Genomic DNA, 23,717 nt, shown 5'->3' with positions numbered 1-23,717 from the left:
TGTAAAAAAATCAGGAGTTCGATGTCGGATTCGTTAGGATTGCGTAGGTTTTCGTTATAGTTGTATACACATCGTGTAACATAGCCTAACATAACTTGTCCATCAAAGAAGTGCAAAGTTACGGGAAGGGGGATTGCGGTGATTGTATTTCAGCAAGTGGAGAAGCATTATGGCGATTTTCATGTGCTTAAAGGCATCGATCTCCGAATCGCGCAGGGCGAAGTCGTCGTCGTGGTCGGCCCTTCCGGCTCGGGGAAGAGCACTCTCCTCCGCTGCATCAACCGGCTGGAGACGATCACGAGCGGCGGCCTGACCGTTAGCGAAGTCGACGTCACCGACAAGAAAACGGACATCAACAAGCTGCGGCGGGAAATCGGCATGGTGTTCCAGCACTTCAATCTCTATCCGCATAAGAAAGTGATCGACAACATTACGCTCGCTCCGATGAAGGCGCTCGGCGTCCCGGGGCCGCAAGCGGCGGAGACGGCAAAGGCGTATCTGGAGAAAGTCGGCATCGCGGACAAGGCAGACGCTTATCCTTCGCAGCTGTCGGGCGGGCAACAGCAGCGCGTGGCCATCGCCAGGGCGCTGGCCATGAAGCCGAAGATCATGCTCTTCGACGAGCCGACTTCCGCGCTCGACCCTGAGATGGTCGGCGAAGTGCTGGACGTCATGAAGGCATTGGCGAACGAAGGGATGACGATGGTCGTCGTCACGCACGAGATGGGCTTCGCGCGGGAAGTGGCGGACCGCATCGTGTTTATGGACAAAGGGCAAATCGTCGAAATCGCTCCGCCGAAGGAATTCTTCGAGCAGCCCAGAGAAGAGAGGGCGCGTTTGTTTCTCAAGCGCGTACTGCGCCATTAACGGTTTGCGCATGTTCGATAACATGCTGTGAGACCGCCGCAATTCCATTACGGAGAGGGGTATTAAGCCATGAAGAAGAGAAATTGGATGACGCTTGGCATCATACTTGCATTTCTTGCCACGGCTATGCTGGCCGGCTGCGGCAGCAAAGAAGAAGGAAACGGCAACGGCGCGAACGGAGGTACGAGCGGCGGCGCGAACGGCGGTGCGAACGGGGAACCGCCGTCCGAAGCGGCGTCGGCGCTGGGTGACATCAAGAGCCGGGGAAAACTCGTCGTCGGCGTCAAATACGATACGAAGCTGTTCGGCCTGAAGGATCCGGCAAGCGGCAACGTCGAAGGCTTCGACGTCGACATCGCCAAAGCGCTTGCCAAGGAGATGCTCGGCGACGAGACCAAGATCGAATTCAAGGAAGTCACGTCCAAAACGCGCATTCCGATGCTGAACAACAACGATATCGATATGATCGTCGCCACGATGACGATTACGGAAGAGCGCAGGAAGGAAGTCGACTTCTCCGACGTGTACTTCAAGGCGGGCCAGTCCCTTTTGGTGAAGAAAGGAAGCCCGATCAAGAGCATCGATGACATCCGGAAAGGTACGAAGGTATTGGCCGTGAAGGGCTCGACCTCGGTCGATAACATCAAAGAAAAGGCACCGGACGCGACCGTGCTGGAATTTGACAACTATCAGGACGCGTTAAACGCGCTCAAAGCCGGTCAAGGCGAGACGCTGACGACCGATAACGCGATCTTGTACGGCATGGCCGTTCAGGATTCGAACTACGAGGTGGTCGGGGAGCCGTTCACCGACGAGCCGTACGGCATCGCGATCAAGAAGGGCGCGACCGATCTTCTGAACAGCGTCAACGAAGCATTGAAGAAGCTGCACGACAGCGGCGAATACGACAAGACGTACGAGAAATGGATCGGCAAAGCCCCAGGGGAATAGAGATCGTTGAACGACAGGATGGGTGGCCCAGCGCCACCCATCTTCTGCATATCGGGAATAGCTGGAGGGGATAACATGCCGGACTTATCGATATTTACGGACCATTTCGGAATCTATATGAAAGGGTTCGGCAACACGGTCTGGGCGAGCGTTATTGCATTGCTCGGCAGCTTCGCGCTTGGCACGATCATCGCGGTATTCCGCATTTCGTCCGTCCGGCCGCTGCAGTGGATCGGGACGGCATACGTCGAGTTCATTCGGAACATACCGCTGCTGCTGGTCGTATTCGTGTTTTATTTGGGCTTGCCTTCTCTTGGCGTGACGTTAAGCGGATTCGTCTGCGGCACGGTCGGACTCATGGTATATACCGCTTCATTCGTCGCCGAAGCAATCCGGGCGGGCATCATGAGCGTTCCGCCCGGCCAGACGGAGGCGGCCAGAGCGTCGGGACTGACGTACATGCAGACGATGTGGCATGTCGTGCTTCCGCAGGCGATCAAGATCGTCATTCCGCCGCTCAGCAACCAATTCATCAACCTCGTCAAAAATTCATCGATTCTCGGCGTCTTCGCCGGCTTCGATCTCATGTATTACGGCGATCAGGTGGCGAGCAAGACGTACGCGACCTTCGACACCTATATCTTCGTCGCGGCGCTGTATCTCGTTCTGACCCTTCCTTTGAGCTTCGCGGCGCTGCAGTTGGAACGGAAACTTGCCAAGAACGGATAGGAATGCGTGTTGCCGAGCCGCGATAAGCAGGCAGGAATGCCACGACACGCAAGATTCGCGAAAAACTTTTAGGAGGATCGGCGGATGGACATCGTTGGCGCTTTCTCTTACCATAATCTCATCTTCGTCATGAAAGGCTTCGGCATCACGCTATGGGTTGCTTTCGTCGCGATCGTGCTGAGCTTCGTGCTGGGCAGCATCACCGGAACGCTGCGTTATATGAGAATTCCGCTCGTCTCCCGAATCCTCGGGGTGCTCGTCGAGCTTATCCGCAATTTGCCGCTGCTGTTGATCTTGTTTTTCACCTATTTCGCGATGCCGGACGTCGGCCTCAAGCTGGGCGTCATGAGCTCGGCCATCGTCGGTCTGGCGGTATTCGAGGCCGCCATGATCTCCGAGATCGTGCGCAGCGGTCTAAGCTCGATCCCGAAAGGCCAGATCGAAGCCGCCCGTTCTTCGGGTCTCACGTATACGCAGACGGTATGGCATATCGTGCTCCCGCAGGGACTCAGGCGCATGGTACCGCCGATCGTGAGCCAGTTCATCTCCCTGCTCAAGGACACGTCGCTCGCCATCGTCATCTCTCTTCCTGAACTGATGCACAATTCGAAGATCGTCATCGCGCAAAATTTCGATTATACCCTTCCGATTCTCGCGCTTGTGGCCGTCATGTATTTCGCGGTCAATTACGCGCTGTCGCTTGCGGCCAAGCGCCTGGAAAATAAATGGGTCTGAATATCGGCGGACTTCAGAAGCCCGGGTGGGAGTCATTCCTATAGCCATACCTAATTGGTCCAAATCCGAAAGCATGCAAATTTCCGTCGTCGCCATCGTCGTAGCGGTTGCCGGGGAATTCAAGATTAACCCGTTCATCGGGGAGGTCTTTCGCATCGGTCTTGGCAGCAGCGCCTTTCTGTTCCTGCTACTGCTCATGAGCCATCTGCCTTATTGGCGGACGGGAATCGCCGCAGGCGCGACGGTGCTGCTGTTTCGGGTATCGTTCGACGGAGCCGCCTCGGCCGACGCGTTCTATCTGTTCGACAGCGTGAAGACGCACTTCTCCGCCATGCTCTACTACGTCGTCTTCGGGGCCGGCATGCACCTCGTTCAACGCAGGCTGCATCAATTGAATCCGCTTATTCTCGGCGCGTGCGTGTCGCTCATCGACGTCGTCTCCAATGAAGCGGAGCTGCTGATGCGCAGCGCCGCGTTCGGACTGCCGTATTTTCAAAGCCATCAGTGGATGCTGATCACGGTCATCGCCGTGGTGCGCAGCTATTTTACGACGGGCATCTACAGCAGCATCGCGGTGCACCAAATGCGCAGCGTTCACGCCGAGCAGCAGAAACGGATCGAACAAATGATCAACGTCGGCAGCGGGCTCTACGGCGAAGTGTTTTATTTGCGCAAGTCGATGGACGTGATCGAACAGATAACGGCGAAGAGCCACGACCTGTACGGTCGGCTGAACGAGGAGGGGCTGATCGACTACGGCCGGTCCGTTCTCGGAATCACGCAGCAGATTCACGAGGTGAAGAAGGATTCGCAGCGCATCCTGGCGGGGCTGATGAAGCTGGTCGACCTGGAGAGCGCCCCTGAAATGACCTTGGCGGAGATCGTCGAGCTTGTGCGGAAGTCCAACGGCGAGTACAGCCGGATGCTGAAGAAAGACGTTCGGATCGAGAAGGATGTCGGCATCGACTATTTGACCGCTCACTACATCCCGCTTATCACCGTGCTTAACAATCTGGCAGCCAACTCGGTCGAAGCGATCGAGCGGCAGGGAACGATCCGGATCCGCGTGCGGGAACGCCGAGGAGAAACCTTATTCATCGTCAGCGATACGGGGACGGGGATTGCCGAACAGGATAAGGATATGGTGTTCGAGCCCGGCTTTACGACCAAATTCAATCAGGAAGGCGTCGCGGCGACCGGCATCGGCCTCTCGCATGTTCGCGATATCGTCGGTTCGTTCACCGGCAGGCTTCTCCTGACGGAACCGGGTCGGGACGCCGAAACCACGTTCGCCGCGGCCTTTCCGACCGTTAAGCTGAAGAAGGGAGTGTAGGCGCAATGCTATCGTTCTGTATTGTCGATGACGACGCGGTAAGCAGGCGGATGCTGCAAACGATTATCGAGAAAGACGGCGTCGGCGAGGTTGTCGGAATGGCGGCTGGCGGCGTGGAAGGGAAACGGCTCGTACTGGACGAGAACCCCGATGTCGTGCTCATCGACCTGTTGATGCCGGACCAGGACGGAATCGAAACGATCGTGCGGCTCCAACAAGAAGGGTACGAAGGCAAGTACGTCATGATCTCGCAGATCGAGAACAAAGAAATGATCAGCAAAGCCTATCAAGCGGGCATTGAATTTTATATTCGGAAGCCGATTAACCGGGTGGAAGTCAAAGCCGTGCTTGGCAAAGTAAGCGAGCAATGGCGAATGGCCCGTTATCTGAAGGAGATTAAACAATCCATCGCGAAGCTGGATGACCTGAATTCGGAGCCCGCGGGCACGCGAAAGAATGCGAAAGAAATCATGCGGATGATCTTGATGGACATGGGCATCATCGGGGAGAGCGGAAGCCAAGATATCATCGAGATGATCGATCAGCTGATTGATCGGCAGCGCGGAGGGGGCTTCCCTCCGCTGAAAGCATTGTACGAAGTTGGCGCCCGGGCGAGCAAGCCGGAAGGCGGCGATATCGAGAAGGAAGGGAAGGCGGTCGAGCAGCGCGTTCGGCGGACCGTCATCGCCGCGTTATCCAATTTGGCGAGCATCGGGCTGACGGATTACGGCCATCCGAAGTTCGAGCATTACGCGCCGCTTTATTTCGACTTCGAGGACGTGCGTCTCAAGATGCGGGAGATCGACGAGAAATGCCCGCAGGAGAAGCGCAAAGTCAATATCAAGAAATTCCTTCAAGTGCTGTACCTGGAGGCGCTGGATAAAATGAAACACCAATAGGGTTGGAATCGTCGGATCTCTGAGCGCCATGAAGGCGCTCTTTTTTTTGCTGCGGTCATGCTTTCCGAATTAGGAGGGAAATTCTTCATTTTACAATTGATTAAGAGTCAATTATAATCGACTTAAAGTCATTGACTCATAGTCAATTAACAAGTTTAACTTAATTTCCTGAATGGAGGAAGAATAATGAGCAAGAAAGTGATATTAATTACGGGAGCTTCATCGGGTATCGGCAAAGAAACCGCCAAGAAACTGCTGTCCCAGGGTCATATTGTATATGCTGCAGCGAGAAGGCTCGAGCAAATGGGGGACTTGCGGGAATTAGGAGCGGTTATCGTGCAGGTGGATATTTCGATGGAGGAAGAGATCCAAGCTTGCGTGGACAAAATCGTTAGGGAGCAGGGAAGGATAGACGTACTATTCAATAATGCCGGATTCGGACTTTACGGAAGCGTTGAGGAAATTAGCCTTGAAGACGCGAAATACCAATTCGAAGTGAATCTCTTCGGTCTTGCAAGATTAACCCAGCTTGTCGTGCCGCATATGAGGGAACGGCGAAAAGGAAAGATCATCAATACATCCTCCGTGGGAGGGAAGATTTATACGCCGCTTGGCGCATGGTACCACGCGACCAAGCATGCGCTGGAAGGATGGTCTGATTGCTTGAGGCTTGAACTGCGGCCGTTCGGGATAGCTGTCATTATCATCGAGCCTGGAATTATCGAGACCTCCTTTGGCGATGTCTTGAGCGCGCCGATGCTTAGACACTCAGGAAACGGTCCCTATAAGGAAATGGCAGCTCAGATCGCGAATATGACACGAAAGTCATACCAAGCCGGAAACGGATCATCCGCTGGCATAGTGGCAAGTATTGTTGCGAAGTCAATCGAATCCAACCATCCCAAAACAAGATATGCCGTCGGTAAAATGGCAAAACCATTGATTTTATTGAGAAAATGGATAAGCGACAAGAGCTTCGACAAACTCATTATGAGTCAGATGAAATAAACCGACCAGGCTTACCGTAATCTTGATTATGCTTGAATCGGGCCATGCTCGCACACTGCTATTGCCAGTCCGCTTGACAATTTTCATGGTATTCCTTACGATGGACTGCAAGTCAGTATCGGGTTCATCGACGGGGGTGTGTTTCATGAATAAGAGGGCTATGACCGACAGCGCGAAAGCGGAGAAAGCGATGCTGATTTTAGATACCGCACGCGGACTGTACCGGAATCGGAATTTTGACGAAATCAAAATGACCGATATCGCCAAAGCGGCGAACGTTTCGAACGGGACGTTATTTTATTATTATAAAACGAAGGAAATCTTGTTTATGGAGATGTTATTTCAAGAATACGTGAAGCGGTTTCAAAACTTCGCGGAACTCCTTCTTGCCCATGAAACGATGACCTATAGCGAATTCAAAACCTTCTTTCTAACCGAAATGGAAAGTATCCTGGACCGGAACTCCTTCCTTATTCGGTTAAGCGCCATCAAGAATACGATTCTGGAAAAGAACATCGACCTGGAAACGGCCGTTAAGGATAGCACGGGATTGTACGCGATACTGGAAAACATCGTACGTTTATTGACTGAACGAGTAGTGGAATTGAAAGCGGAGGCCTTCTATGAATTACTGTTGGCGCAAAATGCATTGATCGTAGGGTATATGAATATGGCGAGTATGCCTGATGTGCTGCTTCAATCGATCGACGAGAACGAACTGGAAGGGTTCAAGCTGGATTTCAAGAAGAATACATTGACCGCCATGGAATATTACTTGGTTGGTTTTAAGGAAAAATGGAAGATAACGGATTAGCTAGTAGTATATAGGACGCAGCGGCAGCCAGCGAATGGTTGCCGCTTTTTTTTCGGCGATTTTACTTTTGTCATATGGAATTATCTTCACCATTCAAAGCCAACCTGCGGTATTCCTTTGGCGTCATGCCATAGAACGAATGAAATTTCTTATAGAAGAACGAAATATTGTTATAGCCGACCTTCTTGGCAATCTCTTCAATGGTATGATTGGTTAGTTTCAGCTGCAGCGCGGCATGCATGAATTTTTGCTCCAGTACTATAGCGGAGAAGTTTTTGCCGGTTACGTTTTTGATGATCCTGCCTAAATGCTCGGCCGAGTACCGAAAGTGCTTGGCCGTTTGCTCTAACGTCGTGTTTAAGTAGTGTTTGTCGATATAGGCGATGATTTCTATGACGGAGATCGTGGATTGTCTGGCTTCTTTGTTCAAAAACATTTCGTAGCTATCGCTCTCTAATAATCGACTGAAAAGGATGGTCAGGTAAGACTTAATAATCTCCCGATTCGTATTTTTGCTGCCGAACGATTCGCATAATATATTCTGGATCGTTTGTTTGATTTGCCAATTGTTCGACGTATGGAATAATAGAAAATTTTTTTCTCTCGAAGCATCCGCGATGATCGAAGCCATTGTCTTGCCGAGTATCGTATCCCCGAAAATGTTGTAAATGAAGGCATTGTCAAAAAACTCGTTCTTCGCCAAGAAGTTGATAAGGATATCCTTTTCGCCGCATTTTTCAATGGAATGCTCGACATTCTTATTGAGAATAATCAAGTCTCCTTCTTTTAACTCGAAACGTTCGTCCTGAATTTCTTGATAAAAAGTACCGCTGTAGACGTAATTCATCTCGAATAAATTGTGGGTGTGCGTGATCATTTTGACAAACCTCGTATGTCTGGAGATGGCGAAGACTTCTCCCGTGACGTTCAATCGAAGCATGTCCCCCTCCAACGTGTAGTGGTAAATAGGCGGGTGGGTCATTGCCATGGACGGTATAGGTGCGCCGTTCGAATTCTTAGGAGCGGCTCGCCTTTCCTCTGAGACGGCATTAGCTAGAATCCGACTTTTAATGATTTCATCCGAAAGATCGTTATCTTTTAATTTCTTTTCCAAATCCGTCCATTCAAATAACATCCGGTCCAGTTCTTCATAATTCATGAAACCGCCTCCCATCGCTATTATATCAGATTTGGTTAGTCGGATCGGCGTCTTAAGATATTGGATATAGAGGTTTCATACGTTACCATATCAGAAAAGGTTGGTTTTATATTGTCTCTGCACATCAAGCAATCGATTATTTAATATCACGATGATTTCGAACGAAGGAGGAGCTAATTCTTGAAACTCGACGATAATGAAAATAAGCTGTTGCGTTCCAACCAAGCAATCAGAAGCATAATAGAAGAAGTGCTTGTAGAAGGTAAGAAGTCGGTCCGGATTCATACGTCGTGGCAGCTGAATAACGGTCAAATTTTACTCTTTGAGTATTCGCCGATCAATAGTCCCGCAAGCAATTTCAGCTTCTATGATTGTTTGGATGATTATAATGAACTATGTCGGCAACTAGACTTGTTATAACGAACTGGCCGGCAGGAGCCCAATAATCCGATTTTAAATTTTTAACTGCAAAAGCGTCTTGACATCCTACCTACTAAAAGGTAGAATTCGTACATGGCCAACAACAAAAACACGGCAGCGTTGATACTCGATACTGCCCAAGGGCTAGTGCAAGGGGTCGGCTTTAACGGCTCATTCCTGTCGATACGTACTGCACTTGCCTGAGCGTGATGCTTTCTTCGGATCTGGGCACCCTAACGGAAAAGGTCCGCGAGAAGCTGGCCGAGTTCTTCAACGCCAACCTGGCGTGGGTAGAGCGGGTGCTCGAGCAAGGACGCAGCGAAGGACAGCTTCGATTCACCGCAACGGCGACTGCGCAGGCACACAGCATCTTGACCTCTCTTCAGGGGGTGCAGTTGCTGGCAAGAACCTTCCGGGATGTAAATCGGTTCAACTTGATCGCCGAAGGCGTTATATCGGTGATAACGTAACCGGAGGTGGCGGATGTTTTTCTTCATAGTCTACCTTTTAGTAGGTAGACTGTGGTGACGTTTTTGACCGCATACATGAAACAAACAGCTTTATTGCAAGGTTGAATCCGAATTGGAGGTGAACAGATGTTATACGAATTGAGGGTTTACGATGTCAGCCCGGGCAAGATGGAGGCGATCATGGAGCGCTTCGATAAGCATGTCGTTGCCTTATTCGCGAAGCACGGGATGCCGATCAAGCATTTTTGGGTGGATGCAGAAGACGCGAACAACCGCCTATATTATGTTGTCGAGCATGCCGATATGGAAGCCCGCAATACGAATTATGAACGTTTCCGCGCCGATCCCGAATGGATGGAAGTAAAGCGGATATCGGAGCTGAATGGCCCTCTGACGCAGAAACAGGAAAGCATCTTCATGCAGAACGCAGCCTTTTTCAAAAACAACTAGACTAACAAACGAAATGGAGCGAATCATATGAAAACACTCGTCATCGTAGCGCACCCGAACCTGGAATCATCCAACTGGAACAAAGCATGGGTCGAAGAACTTAAGAAGAACGGCGATATCACGATTCACGAGCTGTACAAGGAATATCCAAGCGCGAACATCGACGTTCAACGCGAACAGCAGCTCGTCGAAACGCATGACCGTATCATCTTCCAATATCCGCTTTACTGGTACAACATGCCGCCGCTGCTCAAACAATGGTTCGATGACGTGCTGCTGTACAACTGGGCTTACGGTCCTGAAGCGACCGCGACAACCGGCAAAGAAATCGGCGTAGCCATCTCGACTTACGGCACGACGGAATCTTACCAGCCTACGGGATCCAACCGATTAACGCTGGAACAAATCTTGGCGCCGATTCAAGCAAGCGCGCGTTTTATCAGCGCCGTATACCTGCCGCACTTCACGGTTAACGATACGTCCGACGTGACGCCTGAGCGTTTGGCGCAAACCAGCAAAGCCTACGTCGAGCATATTAAGACGGTTAAGCCGGTAGCGGAGGCGCTATGAGCAACGTGAAGATCGACGTTTATTTGGACACGGTATGTCCATGGTGCCGAATGGGGGATGCTAGCCTAAGAAGCGCTTTGAAGGAGCTCCCCGAAGGCATGGAAGCTACGATTCGCTATCATGCGTACCAACTGAATCCAGGCATCCGCAAGGAAGGCGAGGACTACCGGAAAGTCATGATCGGCCGTTTGGGCGGAGAAGCGCAATTCGAAGCCAGAATGAAGCAATACAATCAAACCGGCGCTCAGTTCGGCCTGAATTACAACATGGAGCTGGTAAAATATACGCCGAATACGGTATTGTCGCATCAACTGATCGCGATTACACCGGAGCAGCTGCAATCGCAATTGATCGAGGCGCTATTCACGGCTTATTTCGAACAGGGCGTTAATCTTGGCGATGTGGACAAGCTAGTGGAAATCGCGCAAGCAAACGGAGTCACGAACGATCCCGCGGCACTCAAGGCGCGATTGCTCCAAGGCGAAGGGCTCGAGAAAGTAGATGCAGGACAGCGCGATGCTCAGAAGCTCGGCATCCGGGGCGTTCCTTTTTACGTCATCAACGATAAGCATGCCTTGTCCGGCCTGCAGTCGCCAGCGGATTGGGTCAACGCCTTCAAGCAGGACTAAGCCGCCGAGGGAAAGAAGTCGAAATAGAACCCGATCGAAACGAACGGAGGAGAGTATTCATGCCAATCGTAAACATTCAAGTCACGCGAGAGGGCACGACGCCTGACCATGATTCGGTGACCGCCGAAGAGAAAGCGGCACTCATCAAGGGCGTAAGCGAACTGCTGCTTAACGTGCTGAATAAGCCGCTGGAATCGACGTTCGTCGTGATCGAAGAAGTCGATACGGACAACTGGGGCTGGGGCGGACTTCCGGCACTGGAGTACCGCCGGAAATTGGCTGCGCAGAAGGCAGCCGCCGAAGGCAGTCGCTGAAGGCCGATCGTAGAATAGGATTTCATCAGAAGCCGCGTAAATCGCGGCTTTTTTTGCGCGCCATTCTTGATTGTGCTTGCGAGCAATCATTTGTATGATGAAGCTACGAATGAAGCACAAAGCATGAGTAAAGGGGATAACCCGCATGGGATCATTAAAGATCGGCATGGTCGACCTGGATACATCGCATCCGGCAAGTTGGATCCCGATCATCCGGGAACTAGGGCATGACGTCGTCGGCGTTTTTGACGGGGGGCATGTATATCCGGCCGGATATGCCGAGGAATTTGCCGTTAAGCATGGCATCAGCCGAGTTTTCGCTTCGTTGAAGGACATGGCCGAAGCTGTCGATCTAGCCATCATTCACAGCTGCAACTGGGATGTCCATATCGAGCGGGCCGAAGCATTTATCAAGGAAGGCACAAGCGTGTTTCTGGATAAGCCGATGGCAGGCAACATGAAGGATATTAACATCATGCTTGAATGGGAGAAACGCGGAATAAGAGTCTTCGGCGGATCGTCATTGCGCTGGTGCGCGGAAATTCAAGATTGGTTATCCACGCATGATCGCAAGGAGACGATCCATGCCATTGCCGGCTGCTCCGTGGACGAGTTCAACTACGGAATCCATGCGTATTCCATGCTTCACGGGATTATGGGCGAAGGGATAGCGTATGTGCGTTATCTCGCCGAGCATGTTCAGCATCATATCGAAATCGTCTGGCATAATGGCAACAGCGGTCAAGTCATCGTAGGCGGGACAAAAGGGTATCTGCCCATGTACGCGACCATTATCACGCAGCATGACGTGACTCATTTTAAAGTCGATGCTGCCCGGCTGTACCGATCGATGCTTGAGGTTGCCCTGCCTTACTTTGCCGGGGAGACGCCTTCTCCCTTATCCTTCGCCTCGTTAGCGGAGGTTGAAATGGCGGCCATAGCGGCTAAACGATCGCGGGAAAACGGCGGCCGACCCGTGTATCTGACAGATATACCCGCTGACGCAGTCGGCTATGACGGCACGAAATTCGCAAGCGAATACAGAATGCAACGAATCGGAGGCTAACGGATGCAAAAGAGCATGTCCGAATCAACAGCCGGCTTAACGGCGGATACCTCCTCGAAGAGAGGGATATCGATCGGCATTATCGGTCCGGACGAATTGGTCAAGCGGATCTTGAACGTCCTCAAATCGTTCCCGTCGTTCAGGCCGATTCCGATGGGATACGGCAACGATGACGAGGCTCCCCGCATGGCGGAACAGGTCGCGGACGAAGTCGAAGTGATTCTCGTGTCGGGGCCGATCCCGTACGGCAAAATCCGGGAAGAAACGAACCTGAAAGTAGCGCTGCATCACGTGCCCCTGACGGATACCGATTTCTATCGCGCGCTGTCGCGGTTGAAGAATGCGCTGGGCTCGGAAAAAAAGCTGCGGCTCTCCATGGATACGCTCGGCAAACAGACGGTAAACAAGTCGCTGCTCGAGATCAACGAAACCAGGATCGAGGCGGTTCACTATGACGGACCGTATTATTCGTCACGCGAAGAGTTGATCGACTACCATAGGCGTTTATTCGAGTCGGGTTCCAGCGATGCCGTCATGACGGCCGACGGGACGGTCGCGCAATCCTTGTCGGATCTGGGCATTCCGAACGAATGGATCATCCCGACGGATCAGAATATTACGGTCGCGCTGGAAAGGGCCTTGTTATCGACGGAAACCCGCCAAAGCAGGGAAGCTCAAATCGTGGTCGGGGTGTTGAACTTCGATCGTTTCGAACAGCGGATCCATACCCACTCCTCGGAGCACGAGGTTCAGAAGTTCAAGCTGGACATCCACCGGCTGCTGCTCGATTACGTGGAGTCGTTGGACGGTTATTTGTCACATTTGGGCGGAGACGAATATTTGTTTTTTACGACGCGCGGCATCTTCGAACGGGTCACCGGCGGATACAAGTCGATCCCTCTGGGAAGAAGCGTTTATCAAAAATTCGGTCTTTCACTCAGCATCGGCATGGGCTTCGGACGTTCCGCCAACGAGGCGGGGACGCATGCCAGAATCGCGCTTCGCAAATCGAAAGAAGCGGGAGGAGATACTTGCTTTATCGTCGGGGAAGACCGCACGTTGATCGGACCGCTTGCGATGACGGACCCGCTTGCGTACTCGCTGTCCTTGATGGACGCGGAGTTGATCAAGCGAGCGGAGAACGCCGGAATGACCTCCGCGTACTTAAGCAAGCTGATGGCGCAAGTGGCCAGGACCGGCATGACGGACTATCGAGCGCACGAGCTGGCCGCCATCATGGACATTACCGTCAGAAGCGCCCACCGGCTGCTTTTGCAGTGGATGGATCATGATCTCGTTCGGATAACGGGCATGGAGAAGGTTCCCAAGGGCCGGCCGATCCAAGTGTATCGTTTCACCTTCCTGGAAGACAAAGTAGGCGGCTGATCGTCGGAACGAAGCCGAAGAAGGGCTTCGAATCGGCTATTAAAAGACGAATTAAAGATTTGTCTTTTAATAATCGACCGACTAGTATGAAAATAAAGCCATCTACAAAAGGGAGACTGAAATCGGGATGAGAACGATCGAACAATTGGAAGCGAAGCTTGCCGAGCCGTCGGAATCGTTGATTCAGGACGTCAAGGAGATCGAAGGAGATATCATGCTGCTCGGCGTCGGCGGCAAGATGGGTCCGAGTCTTGCGAGATTATTGATGAACGCGATCAAACGAGCGGGAGTAAGCAAGAAAGTCATCGGGGTATCCCGGTTCTCGGAGCAAGGGCTCCAGGATCGGCTCGAGGCGGACGGCGTGGAGACGATTCGCTGCGATCTGCTGGACGACGAGAAGCTGCAAAGCTTGCCGGACGTCAAGAACGTGATCTATATGGCGGGCAACAAATTCGGCACGACGGGCAACGAATCGTTTACCTGGGCGATGAACGCTTACTTGCCCGGCAGAGTAGCCGAGAAATTCCGGCATTCGCGCATCGTCGCCTTCTCTTCGGGGAACGTCTATCCTTTTACTCCGGTTGGGTACGGCGGCGCCGGCGAGGAGACGTCCCCGTCGCCGATCGGCGAGTACGGACAATCTTGTTTGGGCCGGGAACGCGTGTTTGAGCACTTCTCCAAGACCCATGGCATCCCAATGGTCATTTACCGGCTTAATTACGCGATCGATTTGCGTTACGGGGTGCTGCTCGAAATCGCGAAGAGCGTCAAAGCCGGCAAACCGATCAACCTCACGATGGGATACGCCAACGTCATTTGGCAAGGGGATGCCAATGAAATCGCGATTCGCTCGTTGCTCGCTTGCGAGACGCCCGTTCGCTTCCTGAACGTCACCGGCCCGGAGACGATGTCCATTCGATGGGCGGCCGAGGAATTCGGCAAGCGAATCGGAATCGACCCCGTATTCGAAGGGGCCGAGGCGGACAACGCCTTGCTGAACAATGCCGCCAAATGCCAGCAGCGATTCGGTTATCCGCGGGTATCGCTCTTGCAAATGATCGATTGGGTGTCCGAATGGGTGGAAGAAGGCGGAGCGACGCTGAATAAGCCGACCCATTTTCAAGAGAGGAAGGGGAAATTCTAACCGTGAGCAACGACAAACGATTATCCCCCGCTCAAACCCGCGCGCTTCACGAGGGGCTGGTCATTCCCGCCCATCCGCTCGCGCTTGACGAGAGCCGCCGGCTGGACGAGACGCATCAGCGGGCATTGACCCGCTATTATATCGCTTCCGGAGCGGGCGGAGTGGCCGTAGGCGTGCATTCCACGCAGTTCGAAATTCGGGATCCGAAGTTTGGGTTATACGAGAAGGTACTCGGATTAGCCGCCGAAGAAGTAAACAGGGCGAATCTGCAGCGCCCGTTCATTCGGGTTGCGGGCCTGTGCGGTCCCGTGGATCAAGCGGTTCGCGAAGCGGAAATCGCCGGCGGACTCGGATACGATGCCGGGCTGCTGAGCATGGGCGGGCTGCAGGGCTTGACGGAATCCGACGTCGTGAAGCGAACGGAAAAAGTGGCCGAGGTCATGCCCGTCATCGGTTTCTATTTGCAGCCTTCCGTAGGGGGCAAAGCGTTCAGCTTCGACTTCTGGCGGGCGTTCGCCGATATTCCGGGCGTCGTCGCGATCAAGATGGCGCCGTTCAACCGTTACCAGACGATCGATGTCGTGCGCGCCGTCTGTTGCTCCGATCGCCGCGACGAGATTGCCTTGTATACGGGCAACGACGATAATATCGTCAACGATTTGCTGACGGTTTACCGATTCCGGGTGGGGGAGCGGATCATCGAAAAAAGAATCGTGGGCGGCCTTCTCGGTCACTGGGCGGTATGGACGCGAAAAGCGGTGGAGCTGCTCGAAGAAATCAAAAGCGCCCGGACGCATGAGAACGTATCGCTCGATTGGCTGACGCGCAACGTCGAAGCGACCGACGCGAACGCGGCCTTTTTCGATCCCGCCCATGGCTACGCCGGCTGCATCCCCGGCATTCACGAAGTGCTTCGGCGGCAAGGCCTGCTCCAAGGGACCTGGTGTCTGAATCCGCACGAACAACTGTCCGAAGGGCAGAAGGAAGAGATCGATCGGGTGTACCGGGACTACCCGCATCTGAACGATGACGAGTTCGTGAAGAAGAATTTGCCGGCATGGCTGGCGTAGGCGGCGGACCCATGCGATTCAACGACCTGTTCTCCATTATCGGACCGAGCATGATCGGACCTTCGAGTTCGCATACGGCGGGTGCCGTAAGATTGGGCAGGGTAGCCGGTCAGCTGCTCGGCGGCATACCGAAGCGGGCCGAAGTCGTGTTCTACGGTTCTTTCGCGGCCACGTACAACGGGCATGGAACCGACCTCGCCGTCATCGCCGGCCTGCTCCAGTTCGACACGGATGACCGGCGCATTCCGCAATCCCTGGAACATGCCGAAGCCGCGGGAATGAAGGTGTCGTTCGCAACGGGCAGCGGGGCGGCGATGCATCCGAATACGTTGACCGTCTCGCTTCGTTCGGGACGCCGGAGCGTTCGCATGACGGGCTGCTCGATCGGCGGAGGCAGCATCGAAGTGGCGGATGTCGACGGTTTCGATCTCAAATTCACCGGCAATTATCCGACGTTAATCATCTATCATGACGACAGGCCCGGCATACTGGCCGACATCACGCGTTTGTTGGGGGAGAGCGACATGAACATCGGTTACATGGACGTTGACCGCAAAGGCAGGCTCGGCGAAGCGGCGACCGCGATCGAAACGGACGGCGGAGTTCCGCCCGCGCTGCGGAAACGAATCGGAAGGATCGCGCATGTCGGAAGAGTGCGTTACATCGACTTGAACGGGGGTGTCCCGAGTTGAGATTCCGTACGTTGGAACAGTTGACGCGAACATGCGAGAGAGAGGGAAAGCCGATCTCCCGAATCATGCTGGAAGACCAGGCGAAGCAATCGGGACGCACCGAGGAGCAGGAATGGGACAAAATGAAAAGCTATTACGGCATCATGAAGGAAGCCGTGAATAAAGGAGTCGCCTCGGAGACGTTATCCCGCAGCGGCTTAACCGGAGGAGACGCGAAACGGGTGCATGAATATACCCGCGGGCAGGAGGCTTCGTTGGAACCGTTTGCCGGCGCCGCGATGGCCTACGCGCTCGCGGTGTCGGAAGTGAACGCCTCCATGGGCCGCATCATCGCCACCCCTACCGCCGGATCGTGCGGCGTCGTCCCGGGCGTGTTCGTAAGCAGCCAGGAGCGGTTCGGCTGGGACGACGATCATATGGTTAGCGGATTGATCTGCGCCGGAGCGCTTGGATACGTGATCGCGAACAACGCCTTTATCTCCGGAGCGGAGGGCGGCTGCCAAGCCGAGATCGGCTCCGCGATCGGCATGGCGGCGGGCGCGCTCGTCGAGCTGAAGGGAGGATCTCCGGCGCAGGTCGTGCATGCGGTCGGCTTGGCGTTGAAAAACACGCTCGGGTTAATCTGCGATCCCGTCGGCGGTTTGGTGGAAATTCCGTGTATCGTCCGCAACGGTTTCGGTGCGGTCAACGCGCTGGCGGCCGCCGACATGGCGCTTGCCGGCGTCAGAAGCGCGATCCCTTCGGACGAAGTCATTCAAGTCATGCTGGAAGTCGGAAGCGCGATGCCGGACATTCACCGCGAGACGGCCATGGGCGGGTTGGCCCAGACGCCGACGGGCAAACAAATCATCGAACGATTGGCTAAGGATAGCAAGAAGCTGAAGAGGAGATGACCTATGGCATATGTATTATCGCAACTGAACCGTTCGGGAATGCCGCCGCTGCTGCCTGGCGCGGAGAGCGAGGAACAACGGGCAGACCACCTCGCCGTTATTCGCCGGATCTGGCTTGAATATATCGGCGAGCTGCCGGCAAGACCCCCGGCACGGATGCAAATCCTTTCCCGAAGCGAGCAGCCGGGACATACGAGATACCAGGTCGTCTACGATGCCGCATACGGCGATCGAATTCCGGCTTACCTGTTGGTTCCGGATAAGGAGGCATTTCCCCGCCCTCGGAATTCGGGGTATCCCGCGGTGATCGCGCTTCATCCGACGATCGAGCAGGGCAAAGAAGATATCGCCACCGATTCCGGAAGGAAAAACCGCTTGTACGCTTTGGAACTCGTGCAGCGCGGTTACGTGGTGCTCGCGCCGGATGCCGTTACGGCAGGCGAACGGATCTATCCGGGTTATCCCGCGTTCCATAGCGGCCCCTTCTACGAACGGCATCCCGATTGGTCGACGGTGGCCAAGAATCTATCGGATCACATGCAGGGGGTGGACGTCTTGCGTTCGTTGGAGGAGGTGAATCCCGACGCGATCGGAGCGATCGGGCATTCCTTCGGCGGCTACAATTCCTATTTCCTGGCGGGCATGGACGATCGGATCAAAGCCGTCGTATCGAGCTGCGGCTTCAGTCCGTTCACGCGGGATCCGCATCCCGATCATTGGAGTTATCGCTCTTATCCCTATACGCACATTCCGAAGCTCTCGGCGGATTTGGCGGATGACCGGATTCCCTTCGAGTTCCATGAAATCGCCGCCTTATGCGCGCCGGTTCCCTTTTTCAACTATGCCGGACAGGACGATTCGATATTCCCCCATTGGCAATCCGTCGGGGAAGGCATGCATGAGCTGATGAAGCTGTATCGCCGGCTTGGCAAGGAAGACCGCTTCCGGTCCTACATCGGGGCGGGAGGACATGATTTTCCCGAGGACATCCGGGGGATGGCCTATTCGTTCTTGGATCGCTGGCTGAAGGAGACGGGAGAATGAACAACCTGCAGATTGCCATGCTCCAAGACAGGGAGCTTACGGATCGGATTTTCAAATCGGAACACTTGGAGCGATTGGATCGAATCGGACGCTTGCGTCTGAATCAGGAGTCAAGAAGGCCAACGCCCGAAGAGACGGCCGAGCTGATCGAGGGGGCGGATATCGTCGTTACTTCTTGGGGATGCCCTTCCTTGGATGCGCGGATTCTCGATCGCTGCCCGAATTTGAAGCTGATCGCCCATGCGGCGGGAACGGTCAAACCGATCCTCAGCCCGGAGGTGGAGCGACGCGGTATCCGCGTCTGCAGCGCCAACGACGCCTTGGCCCGGGGCGTCGCCGAAACGGCGCTCGGCCTCGCGATCGTATCGCTCAAGAACATCTGGCAACTGTCCCGCAATACCCGCGAGGGGGAGTGGGACAAGCAGCGCGAGTCGGTTCGCGAGCTGTACGAGGTAAACGTCGGCATCATCGGCGCGGGGTTATCGGGCAGACATCTGATCCGGCTGCTGAGTTCGTTCGAAGTCCGCGTTCTCGTCTATGATCCCTTCTTGTCCGAATCGGAGGTGGCAGGCTTGGGGGCGGTAAAGGTCGAACTGGACCGGTTGCTCCGGGAATCGGATGTCGTCTCCATCCATGCGCCTTCGATACCGGAAACCGACCGCATGATGAACGAACGGACGCTGAAGCTGATGAAAGACGATGCCATCCTGATCAATACGGCCCGAGGATCGCTGATTGACGAAGAGGCGCTTGTAACGGAGCTGCGGAAAGGACGGTTGTGGGCTTGCCTGGACGTTACCGATCCCGAGCCCCCGGTGCTTAACCACCCGTTCCGGTCCTTGCCGAACGTCACGTTGATTCCTCATATCGCGGGCGCGACCAACAACGGGCTGTATCGCCTCGGCCAATATGTGACCCGCGAATTGGAGCTGTTCGCGAAGGGCGAGCCGCTGCAGGGCGAGGTAGACATTAGTCGGCTGTATCGGATGGCGTAGGCTGCAAACGCATAGAAAACGGAATCCGAAGAATCGTATAGCTGCGTATCGATAAAGGGCGAATAGGAGCGTGGAAGGATGAGGGGAAAGCTGTTATCCGGCGCCGACCTGGCGATCGGCAATACCCCGATGGTTCGATTGTCCCGGCTTACCGAAGGGTTGGAGGGCGAAATCTTCGCCAAACTCGAATATTTGAATCCGGGCTTCAGCAAGAAAGACCGCATCGCGCTGCAAATCATCGACGAAGCGGAAAAGGACGGAAGCCTGACGCCGGGACAGACGGTCGTGGAGCTGACGAGCGGCAATACGGGAACGGGTCTCGCGATCGTATGCGCGGTGAGGGGATACAAGTTCGTAGCGGTTATGTCGAAGGGCAATTCGCCCGAACGGGCGCGCATGATGAGGGCGCTGGGAGCCGAAGTCGTCCTCGTCGACCAAGCCCCGGGCTCGGCGCCGGGGCAAGTGTCGGGGGAGAGCCTTGCTCTCGTGGAGGCAGAAGCGCAACGGCTCGCAAGGGAGCTGGGCGCCTTCCGGGCCGACCAGTTCGAGCGCCTCGGCAACGTTCATGCCCATGAGTACCACACCGCGGTCGAGATGTGGGAGCAAACGGAGGGCGGCATCGACGCGTTCGTCGACTTCGTCGGCAGCGGCGGCACGTTCGCAGGCAGCGCCAAGGCGCTTCGCAGGTACAACCCGGCCATACGCTGCTACGCGGTCGAGCCGGATGCCGCTCCTTTTCTCGCGGGGCGTCCCGTCAAGGACGGCGGCCATAAGCTTCAAGGGGGCGGCTACGGCATGCACCTGCCGCTTCTAGACGCACGCGACGTCACGGAGTTCTTGACCGTGACGGACGAAGAAGCCGTGGCGGCCGCTCGGGCATTGGCCAGGCGCGAGGGCATCTTCGCCGGCTTCTCGTCCGGCGCGAACGTCGCGGCCGCGATGAAGCTGCTCGAAGGACGTGAACGCGGTTCGCGGATCGTCCTCACGATCAACGATTCGGGCCTGAAGTATTTGAGCACCGATCTGTTCGAGTAGCGTGCATCGAACGTCCGAACGCCCCTGATCCGACGACGGATTAGGGGCTTTTTTCTGTTTTTGCTGCAGATCGTGCAGTTTTCTGCAGATCGGCGAATTTACGAACGCCGTCGTCTGCGCCTACGATAGACAGCAAGGGCTCGCCTCATCGCATCATGCAAGCATGCGAACCGGCGCGCCCGGCGATAGCTCGCTGGAAACACGCAACACGATCAAACGGGACTTGTGCCCGGAATCGGGAGGAAACGATCAGAGATGCGCTTCAATCAAAAAGAAACCGGCTATCCGGAAGCCCCGGCGTTCGACGACGGATGGCCGAAAGAAGTATTGCGGAAAGCCAACATGCCTTTTCGTCCGATGGACGGACTCGTGACGACGCAGAATCCGCCGGATTTCAGCTGGCCCTATATTCCCGAAGCGCCGTCTTATCAGTTGCGGCTTGCCCGAACCGCTTCCATGGACGGGGAGCGAGTGGAGCTCGAGGGGCTGGGGACGAATTATTGCAATTTCGACCGCACGCTGGACGCTGGCACCTGGTATTGGCAAGTCCGCTATCGCCTCGCGTCCGGAGAATGGTCGCCATGGAGCTCGGTCCGCAGGTTCCGGATCGCGGAGGCGAACGTTCCGTTCCCCGTGCCGACAATCGACGAGATGATCTCGCGAATGGAGAAGGGCCATCCGCGGGTATGGACGAATACCGGCGATCTCGCTGCCTTCCGGAGCCGTCGGCTGACCGGCAGCGCCAAGGCGGTATTCGACCGGATCTACGAATCCGTTATGGCCGATCTGGGGAAGCCGCTGCCTTCCGATCCGCCTTTTCCCTACTTGAATGTCAAGATTTCGTCGAGTTCCCCCGAGTACGTGAAGGCGCTTCAGGATCTCCGCGCGTATGCCGACACGACGCTCGACCGTCTGTTGAATGCGGCGTTCGTCTATCTGGTGACCGGGGAGGAGTGGATCGGCGCGCATGCCAAAGACCATCTAATGAACGTCACGGCCTGGGACCCGTCCGGTACGACCCGATTCGATATCAACGACCAAGTCCACCGCGCCGTCGCCTACCGTTCCGCGATCGCGTACGACTGGCTGCACGGTCTGCTGTCGCCCGGGGAACGGCAAGCCGTTCAAGCAATGATCAAGACCCGCGTTGCCGATTTGATAGACACGTACTTGGTCAATCAGCCCATCTACCAATATCCGTTCGATTCCCATGGCTGGACCATCATCGGCTATATCGGCCTCATGGGCACCGTGCTGCTGCACGATATCCCCGAAGCGGAGCAGTGGCTGCGCCGTTCCGTTCCCGTCTTCGTCAACCTGCTGCCGCCGTGGGGAGGGGAGGACGGCTCTTGGTCCCAAGGAACTGGCTATTGGCAATGGTCTTCCGGCTCCAACAAGGAGCTGATGGACATCCTGCTCAGCGCGGGGGGCATTAATCTGTACGACAAGGCGTTCTCGCGCCACGAGGGTTTGTATCCGATCTACATGTTCCCTCACGGAAGCAAGGCAGGCGTTTTCGGCAACGACTCCCATTACGCGCCGAGCGAATACAGCGTTCGCCTGTTGAACCGCATGGCGCAGGCATACCGCGATCCCCGGCTGAAGTGGGCGGCCGAAGCGATCGGAGAAATGCCGGCGACCGCGCTGCAGGATTATTTTTACCGGGACGACGACCTGCCATCGATACCGCCGACGGAGCTGCCGAAGGGCAAATGGTTCCCCGTGACCGGATTGGTCGCGATGCATTCGGATCTTCTCGACCCGCAGCGGATCTCCCTCTACTTCAAGTCGAGCCCGTACGGCAGCTACAGCCACAGCCAAGCGGACCAGAACGGCTTCATCCTGCACGCGTTCGGAGAGTCGCTCGCCATCAAGAGCGGCGTGTACGATTATTACAACAGCGTGCATCATCGCGGCTTCACGAAGCGGACCTACTCGGCCAACGCGATCACGTACGACGGCAGGGAAGGTCAGCCGATCGACGACTTCGATGCCAAAGGCAACGTGCTCGGCTTCGTCCATCACGCCGCCTTCGACGCGGTCAGCGGCGACGCGACAGGCTCTTACATGGGCGGGGTGACCCGGGCAATCCGCCATATCGTGTATGTTCGACCGAATGCGTACGTCGTGATCGACGAGTTGGCGACGAATCGTCCGGGCGGCTCCGAATTCGAGTGGAACCTGCATGCCGACGAGAAGCTCGCGTTCGATTCCGACGGTCTCGGCGCGTCGATCGAGAAGGGCAAGGCAGGCCTTCGGGTGCGCCTCCGCGGCAAGCAGGCGCTTGGATGCCGAACGGTTCTCGAGACGGCTTACCGGGATCCGCAAGGCAACGAAGTGCAGCCGGTCGCGGGTTTTGCTGGCAAGCGGCAGCTTCATGCCGCATTCGTCACGCCGAGCACGAATTCCGCCCTCCTGGTGGCGACGCTGACGCCCTATCGGTTAGGCGAAGGTATCCCGCAGATCGCGGAGCAGGAGCTCGAGGGCGTCCTCAAGCTGACATTTGACAACGGAACCACGATGTATGTTCGCATGGAGGACGGCGGGACGGCGGGCGCCGTCTCAACGGTTGGCTCGGACGGCTTCCGGTTTGCCGGCGCGGCTGCCGCGGCGAAGGGGGATGCCTTCTTGCTCGTCGGCGGAACCTTGCTGGAGAGAGACGGAGTCGTCTTGGCGCGAAGCGATGTACCGTCGACGATTGCCTTGGGAGATGGTATGCTATCCATATCCGCCCAGGACGAAGCTACCGTCGTTCTTGAGGCTCCGAGGCCGATCCAGCTGTTCGACGCGGACAGCGGCAAAGCGATTCGGCCCGGCGGAGAAGCTGAGGACAACATGAACCGGCGCGGTGTCCACTGGACGCAATCGGACGGCAGGCTGACGCTCCGCACGGAGCGCGGCCAACGGACGTTCCGAATCGGTGATCGGCCAAGCGGAGAGCAGGCTTAAGCTGCCCCGCGGCTAAACGGACCCTCGGCTTCTTTTGGAAGCCGAGGGTCTTTGGCGTATCCGCTGCAACGATTACAAATCATGGACGGGGGCGG

Annotated in this window: 24 protein-coding genes; 23 read left to right on the top strand and 1 reads right to left on the bottom strand. The window is 55.4% G+C overall.

The window, feature by feature from the left end; translation table 11 throughout:
• Positions 1–138 precede the first annotated feature (138 nt).
• From AC0YNU_RS06370 to AC0YNU_RS06335, 8 genes are all read left to right on the top strand, one after another.
• Positions 139–867, top strand: a complete 729-nt coding sequence (locus AC0YNU_RS06370; RefSeq protein ID WP_475754392.1) for an amino acid ABC transporter ATP-binding protein — start codon at positions 139–141, stop codon at positions 865–867.
• A gap of 69 nt (positions 868–936) precedes the next feature.
• Positions 937–1,818, top strand: a complete 882-nt coding sequence (locus AC0YNU_RS06365; RefSeq protein ID WP_475754390.1) for a glutamate ABC transporter substrate-binding protein — start codon at positions 937–939, stop codon at positions 1,816–1,818.
• 75 nt (positions 1,819–1,893) lie between these two features.
• Positions 1,894–2,547 (top strand): amino acid ABC transporter permease, encoded by a 654-nt coding sequence (locus tag AC0YNU_RS06360; RefSeq protein ID WP_475754388.1) that lies wholly within the window; start codon positions 1,894–1,896, stop codon positions 2,545–2,547.
• Positions 2,548–2,631: 84 nt separating this feature from the next.
• On the top strand, positions 2,632–3,282 hold the full coding sequence (locus AC0YNU_RS06355) for an amino acid ABC transporter permease (RefSeq protein ID WP_475754386.1): 651 nt from the start codon (positions 2,632–2,634) through the stop codon (positions 3,280–3,282).
• Positions 3,283–3,355: 73 nt separating this feature from the next.
• Positions 3,356–4,615 (top strand): ATP-binding protein, encoded by a 1,260-nt coding sequence (locus tag AC0YNU_RS06350; RefSeq protein WP_475754384.1) that lies wholly within the window; start codon positions 3,356–3,358, stop codon positions 4,613–4,615.
• A 5-nt stretch (positions 4,616–4,620) separates the two neighbouring features.
• Positions 4,621–5,514 (top strand): response regulator, encoded by an 894-nt coding sequence (locus tag AC0YNU_RS06345; RefSeq protein WP_475754382.1) that lies wholly within the window; start codon positions 4,621–4,623, stop codon positions 5,512–5,514.
• 186 nt (positions 5,515–5,700) lie between these two features.
• A complete protein-coding gene (locus AC0YNU_RS06340; protein ID WP_475754380.1) occupies positions 5,701–6,522 on the top strand; it encodes an oxidoreductase in 822 nt (273 codons plus the stop codon).
• A gap of 145 nt (positions 6,523–6,667) precedes the next feature.
• Entirely contained in the window at positions 6,668–7,336 is a 669-nt protein-coding gene (locus AC0YNU_RS06335) for a TetR/AcrR family transcriptional regulator (protein ID WP_475754377.1), read from the top strand.
• Between the two features lie 70 nt (positions 7,337–7,406).
• Here the strand turns inward: AC0YNU_RS06335 and AC0YNU_RS06330 are convergent, their stop codons facing one another.
• Positions 7,407–8,495 (bottom strand): AraC family transcriptional regulator, encoded by a 1,089-nt coding sequence (locus AC0YNU_RS06330; protein ID WP_475754375.1) that lies wholly within the window; start codon positions 8,493–8,495, stop codon positions 7,407–7,409.
• A 629-nt stretch (positions 8,496–9,124) separates the two neighbouring features.
• Here AC0YNU_RS06330 and AC0YNU_RS06325 point away from each other — a divergent pair.
• From AC0YNU_RS06325 to AC0YNU_RS06255, 15 genes are all read left to right on the top strand, one after another.
• A complete protein-coding gene (locus AC0YNU_RS06325) occupies positions 9,125–9,385 on the top strand; it encodes a TetR family transcriptional regulator C-terminal domain-containing protein (protein WP_475756195.1) in 261 nt (86 codons plus the stop codon).
• 126 nt (positions 9,386–9,511) lie between these two features.
• Complete coding sequence (locus tag AC0YNU_RS06320; protein ID WP_475754373.1) at positions 9,512–9,835, top strand: NIPSNAP family protein; 324 nt, start codon at positions 9,512–9,514, stop codon at positions 9,833–9,835.
• Between the two features lie 27 nt (positions 9,836–9,862).
• Complete coding sequence (locus AC0YNU_RS06315; protein WP_475754370.1) at positions 9,863–10,405, top strand: NAD(P)H-dependent oxidoreductase; 543 nt, start codon at positions 9,863–9,865, stop codon at positions 10,403–10,405.
• Positions 10,402–11,034: a DsbA family oxidoreductase gene (locus tag AC0YNU_RS06310; protein WP_475754368.1), complete on the top strand. Its 633-nt coding sequence runs from the start codon at positions 10,402–10,404 to the stop codon at positions 11,032–11,034. Before AC0YNU_RS06315 ends, AC0YNU_RS06310 begins: the two co-directional genes overlap by 4 nt.
• A 59-nt stretch (positions 11,035–11,093) precedes the next feature.
• Positions 11,094–11,348: a tautomerase family protein gene (locus AC0YNU_RS06305; RefSeq protein WP_475754366.1), complete on the top strand. Its 255-nt coding sequence runs from the start codon at positions 11,094–11,096 to the stop codon at positions 11,346–11,348.
• 145 nt (positions 11,349–11,493) lie between these two features.
• The gene (locus AC0YNU_RS06300; protein ID WP_475754364.1) at positions 11,494–12,414 is read left to right on the top strand and encodes a Gfo/Idh/MocA family oxidoreductase; all 921 of its coding nucleotides are present in this window, start codon (positions 11,494–11,496) and stop codon (positions 12,412–12,414) included.
• Positions 12,415–12,429: 15 nt separating this feature from the next.
• Positions 12,430–13,800, top strand: a complete 1,371-nt coding sequence (locus AC0YNU_RS06295) for a hypothetical protein (protein WP_475754362.1) — start codon at positions 12,430–12,432, stop codon at positions 13,798–13,800.
• A gap of 127 nt (positions 13,801–13,927) precedes the next feature.
• Complete coding sequence (locus AC0YNU_RS06290) at positions 13,928–14,944, top strand: NAD-dependent epimerase/dehydratase family protein (RefSeq protein WP_475754360.1); 1,017 nt, start codon at positions 13,928–13,930, stop codon at positions 14,942–14,944.
• A 2-nt stretch (positions 14,945–14,946) separates the two neighbouring features.
• Positions 14,947–16,014 (top strand): dihydrodipicolinate synthase family protein, encoded by a 1,068-nt coding sequence (locus AC0YNU_RS06285; RefSeq protein ID WP_475754358.1) that lies wholly within the window; start codon positions 14,947–14,949, stop codon positions 16,012–16,014.
• Positions 16,015–16,025: 11 nt separating this feature from the next.
• Positions 16,026–16,706: an L-serine ammonia-lyase, iron-sulfur-dependent subunit beta gene (sdaAB, locus tag AC0YNU_RS06280; protein WP_475754356.1), complete on the top strand. Its 681-nt coding sequence runs from the start codon at positions 16,026–16,028 to the stop codon at positions 16,704–16,706.
• Complete coding sequence (sdaAA, locus tag AC0YNU_RS06275) at positions 16,703–17,599, top strand: L-serine ammonia-lyase, iron-sulfur-dependent, subunit alpha (RefSeq protein WP_475754354.1); 897 nt, start codon at positions 16,703–16,705, stop codon at positions 17,597–17,599. Before sdaAB ends, sdaAA begins: the two co-directional genes overlap by 4 nt.
• Positions 17,600–17,602: 3 nt before the next feature.
• Positions 17,603–18,643: an alpha/beta hydrolase family protein gene (locus AC0YNU_RS06270; protein ID WP_475754352.1), complete on the top strand. Its 1,041-nt coding sequence runs from the start codon at positions 17,603–17,605 to the stop codon at positions 18,641–18,643.
• Positions 18,640–19,638, top strand: coding sequence for a hydroxyacid dehydrogenase (locus tag AC0YNU_RS06265; RefSeq protein WP_475754350.1), 999 nt, complete (start codon positions 18,640–18,642; stop codon positions 19,636–19,638). Before AC0YNU_RS06270 ends, AC0YNU_RS06265 begins: the two co-directional genes overlap by 4 nt.
• A gap of 78 nt (positions 19,639–19,716) precedes the next feature.
• Positions 19,717–20,673 (top strand): PLP-dependent cysteine synthase family protein, encoded by a 957-nt coding sequence (locus AC0YNU_RS06260; protein ID WP_475754348.1) that lies wholly within the window; start codon positions 19,717–19,719, stop codon positions 20,671–20,673.
• Between the two features lie 255 nt (positions 20,674–20,928).
• On the top strand, positions 20,929–23,622 hold the full coding sequence (locus tag AC0YNU_RS06255; RefSeq protein WP_475754346.1) for a DUF4962 domain-containing protein: 2,694 nt from the start codon (positions 20,929–20,931) through the stop codon (positions 23,620–23,622).
• The last annotated feature ends 95 nt before the right edge of the window (positions 23,623–23,717 follow it).

Source organism: Paenibacillus sp. J31P316 (genome assembly GCF_056269105.1).
The sequence above is the reverse complement of the archived record's forward strand: the minus strand, read 5'-3'. Positions and strand labels throughout refer to the sequence as shown.